The sequence below is a fragment of the Protofrankia coriariae genome (assembly GCF_001017755.1).
Lineage (GTDB): Bacteria > Actinomycetota > Actinomycetes > Frankiales > Frankiaceae > Protofrankia > Protofrankia coriariae.
In genome coordinates this window covers 1-4,369 of the sequence record NZ_JWIO01000094.1, presented here as the reverse complement: position 1 = coordinate 4,369, position 4,369 = coordinate 1, and the positions used below count along the sequence as shown (strand labels likewise).

Sequence of the window (4,369 nt, the reverse complement as noted above, 5' to 3'; positions counted from 1 at the left end):
CTCATCCTCGAAGCGCCCCCCGGCGACGCATCCCGCGTCATCGACGCTCCCGACGCTTCGAGTATTTCGATCACTTCGGGTATCTCAGGTATTTCGGACGCACGCACCACCAGCGCGGCTGACGCCACCCCGACGGCCGACACCGACATCGACACCGACGACAGCCACGCGCACACCACCGACACCGGCGCTGACACCGCTGTCACTGCCAGCACGGCCAGCACAGCCAGCACAGCTGTCACGGCCGGGCCGCGGCCCGTTCCGGCCGTCCCCCTGCTGCTGTCCGCCCGCACCCCCGCCGCCCTGAACGCCCAGGCCACCCGCCTGCACACCCACCTCACCGCACACCCCGACCTCGACCTGCGCGACGTCGGATACTCGCTGGTGACGGCCCGGGCCGTGCTGCCGCACCGGGCGGCCGTGGTCGCGGCCGACCCGCGCGAAGCGCTCGACGGCCTGGCCGCGCTGGCCGCGGGGCGCAGCACGCCCACGGTGCGGCGCGGGCAGCCCACCCTGCCAGGGCGCACCGCCTTCCTGTTCACCGGCCAGGGCAGCCAACGCCCCGGCATGGGCCGCGAACTCCACGACCACCACCCCGTCTTCGCCGCCGCCTGGGACGAGGCCGCCGCCCACCTCGACCCCCATCTCGACCGCCCCCTGCACGATCTTGTCTTCGCCCCGGCCCCGGCCGAGGGCGAGGGCGGCCTGGCCTCGGCGCTGGACGCCACCGGCTACGCCCAGCCAGCCCTGTTCGCCTTCCAGGTGGCGCTGTTCCGGCTGCTGGAGTCCTTCGGGCTGCGCCCGGACGCGGTCGCCGGCCACTCGATCGGCGAGATCGCCGCCGCCCACGTCGCCGGGGTGCTCACCCTGCCCGACGCGGCCGCCCTGGTCGCCGTCCGTGGCCGGCTCATGCAGCAACTGCCGGCCGGTGGGGTGATGGTGGCCGTCGCCGCCGACGAGGACGAGGTGCTCCCGCTGCTGGCCGAACTGGCCGGACGGACTGAGCAGACCGGGCAGGCCGGACAGGTGGGCATCGCCGCGGTCAACGCGCCGAAGGCGACGGTGCTCTCCGGGGCGGGCCCGGCCGTCGACGCGATCGTCGCCGTCCTCGCCGAACGCGGGGTGAAGACCCGCCGGCTGCGGGTCAGCCATGCCTTCCACTCGCCGCTGATGGAGCCGATACTCACCGAGTTCGGCCAGCACGCGGCCACGCTGAGCTACCACGAACCACGCCTGACGGTGGTGTCCACGCTCACCGGCGCACCGGCGAGCGGCGAGGAGCTGCGTGACGCCGGGTACTGGGTGCGCCACGCCCGGGATGCGGTGCGCTTCGCCGACGCGGTGCGCGCCCTGCACGGCAGCGGGGTGGTCCGCTACCTGGAGATCGGCCCGGACGCGGTGCTCACCCCCATGGCCGACGCGGTGCTCGCCGACGCCGACGGGTTGGCCCCCGCGCTGATCCCCCTGCTGCGCCGGGGCCGCCCGGAGCCGGAGACGCTGGCCGCCGCGCTCGGCGCCGCCTTCGTCGCCGGTGTGGGCGTCGACTGGCGCGCGGTGTTCGCCGGCGACGCCAGGCGTCCGGTGCCGCTGCCCACCTACCCGTTCCAGCGGGAACGCTACTGGATCACCGCGCCGACGCACGCCGGCAGCCCGGCACCGGGCCTGGCCGCCGGGCATCCGCTGGCCGACGCGGCGCTGCCCGTCGCCGGTGACGACAGCCTGCTGCTCACCGGACGGCTGACCACGGCCACCACACCCTGGCTGGCCGACCACGCCGTCGCCGGCAGCACGGTGCTGCCGGGCGCGGCGGCCGTCGCTACTGGCTGGACCCCCCGCCACCCCCCACCGGCCCGGACGGGGCCGGGCAGCGCTCCAGCGACCATCCCCTGCTGGCCGCCGAGATCGAGCTGCCGGACGACGGCGGCGTGATCTTCACCGGCCGGTTGGACCGCGACGCGGCGGCCTGGCTGACCGACCACGGCCTGGCCGACAGCGTGGTCGTCCCCGGCGCCGTCCTGGTCGAGCTGGCGGTGCACGCCGGCCGGCGGGTCGGTGCCGGGCAGCTGGCCGAACTGGTCCTGGAACAGCCGGTGGTCCTGCCCGAGGAGGGCGGCCGCCACCTGCGGCTGACCGTTTCCGGGCCGGACGCGGCGGGACGCCGGGCGGTCAGCATCCACACCCGTCCCGCCGACGAAACCGACGGCTGGGGCGGTGACGGGAGCGGTAACAGCAGCGGCGGCAGAGCCGCTGACAGAGCCGCTGACAGAGCCGTCAACGGGACCGGTGGGGACGGCGGCACCGCCGCGACGTCCTGGCGCCGGCACGCGCGGGGCCACCTGACCGCGCAGCTCGCGCCGGACGACCAGCCCACGCCGGACGGCCAGGGCACGCCGGACAGCTCCCCCGGCGCGGCGGCTTGGCCGCCCGCGGGCGCGCGGGCCATCGACCTGGCCGGCGCCTACGACGCGCTCGCGCATCGGGGCTACCGGTACGGCCCGGCCTTCCAGGGCCTCACCGCCGCCTGGCGGGCCGGCGACGACCTGCACGTGGAGGTGTCGCTCCCGTCGGCCGCGCTGACGGCGGACGCGGGCGTGTTCACTCCGCACCCCGCCCTGCTCGACGCCCTGCTGCACGTGCTGCTCGTCACGGCGGAGGACAGCGGCGAGCAGGCACGGCTGACCGTGCCGTTCTCCTGGAGCGGGGTCAGCCTGCCCAGCGGTGGGCACTCGACGCTGCGCGCCACCCTGACCCGCACCGCCCCGGACGACATCCGGATCGACATCGCCGACTCCGAGGGGCGTCCCCTCGGCACGGTCGCGTCCCTGCGGATCCGGGAGATCGACGCCGGGCAGGTGACGGCCGGCGGCCGGCCACCGCTGTACGGGCTGACCTGGAACCCGCTGCCGTTCCCGCCCGCCGGGACGCCGACCCGGTGGGCCGTGCTGGGCGACGACGACCTGGGCCTGCCCGGCGCCGAGCGGCACGCCGAGCTGACTCCGCCCGAGGACGGGACGGTCCTGCTCGCCCCGCTGCCACGCGCCCTGGCCACGCCGGACGCGGCAGAGACAGCGGCGCCAGCGCCGGCGGCACCCGAGACAGCGAACGCTGCGGACGGCGGCACCGCCGCCACCGCGCACCGGTACGCCCGATGGGCGCTGGACCTGGTGCAGCGATGGCTCGCGGACGAGCGTTCCGCCGGCAGCCGGCTCGTCGTGGTGACCCGGGGGGCGATGCCCGCCGGNNGCGATGCCCGCCGGTGACGTCGGGGAGGTGCGGGATCCGGCGGCGGCCGCCGTCTGGGGGCTGGTGCGGACCGCGCAGGCCGAACACCCCGGGCGTTTCGTCCTCGTCGACATCGATGCCGACGAGGACGAGGGCGCCGGCCCGGACCCGGCGGCGCTGGCCGGGGTGCTGGCCACCGGCGAGAGCCAGTTCGCGCTGCGCGGCTCGGTGGCGCTCGTGCCCCACCTGACCCGGGGCGGCCCGCGCCCACCGGCCGCCGCGGCCCCGGCCTCGACCCCGGTGTCGGGATCGGGACCGGAATCGGCCTCGATCCCGGCTCAGGCCGGGACGGTGCTGGTCACCGGGGCGACGGGTGCCCTCGGCGGTCTCATCGCCCGCCGGCTGGTCACCGCGCACGGGGCGCGCCAGCTGCTGCTGACGAGCCGGCGGGGATCCGCCGCGCCGGGCGTGTCGGACCTCGTCGAGGAGCTGACCGGCCTGGGCGCGACGGTGACGGTCGCGGCCGTCGACGCGGCGGACGGCGCCGCGCTGCGCCGGCTGCTCGACGAGTTGCCGGCCGACCGCCCGCTGACCGGGGTGGTCCACGCCGCGGGCGTGATCGACGACGGGATCGTGACGTCGCTGACCGCCGAGCGGCTCGACGCGGTGCTGCGGCCCAAGGTGGACGCGGCCTGGGCGCTGCACGAGGCCACCGCCGACCGTCATCTGTCGCTGTTCGTCCTGTTCTCCTCGGTCGCCGGCGTCGTCGGCAACCCCGGCCAGGCGAACTACGCGGCGGGCAACACGTTCCTCGACGCGCTCGCGCAGGCGCTGCGCGCCGACGGGCGTCCCGCCACCGCCCTGGCCTGGGGGCTGTGGGACGCGGCCGCGGGCGGCATGGCCGTCGGGCTCACCGACGCCGACGTGCTGCGCTGGCGGCGGCGCGGCGTCGCGCCGCTGCCCGCCGACCTGGGCGTGCACCTGCTGGACGCGGCGGTCGCGCACGGCGGCGGGCTGCTCGTCCCGGCCCGGCTCACCCCGGCGACGATCGAGGGCGAGGCGCCGACGGTCCTGCGCGACCTCGTCCCCACCCCCGTCTCCGCCGCTGCCGCGGCGGCCCGGCCCGGCGCGGCGGGCGGGGCGGGCG

The 4,369-nt window shown here is 77.3% G+C and carries 3 protein-coding genes; all 3 read left to right on the top strand.

Features of this window, described 5'->3' with window-relative positions; all coding sequences use genetic code 11:
• Window positions 1-1,929, top strand: a 1,929-nt coding sequence (locus tag FrCorBMG51_RS24280) for an acyltransferase domain-containing protein (RefSeq protein ID WP_157180673.1), incomplete at its 5' end; no start/stop codon positions are given.
• Entirely contained in the window at window positions 1,926-3,260 is a 1,335-nt protein-coding gene (locus tag FrCorBMG51_RS25915) for a polyketide synthase dehydratase domain-containing protein (RefSeq protein WP_052915014.1), read from the top strand. The genes FrCorBMG51_RS24280 and FrCorBMG51_RS25915, both read left to right, overlap by 4 nt.
• Window positions 3,247-4,369, top strand: a 1,123-nt coding sequence (locus FrCorBMG51_RS25910) for a beta-ketoacyl reductase (protein WP_157180672.1), incomplete at its 3' end; no start/stop codon positions are given. The genes FrCorBMG51_RS25915 and FrCorBMG51_RS25910, both read left to right, overlap by 14 nt.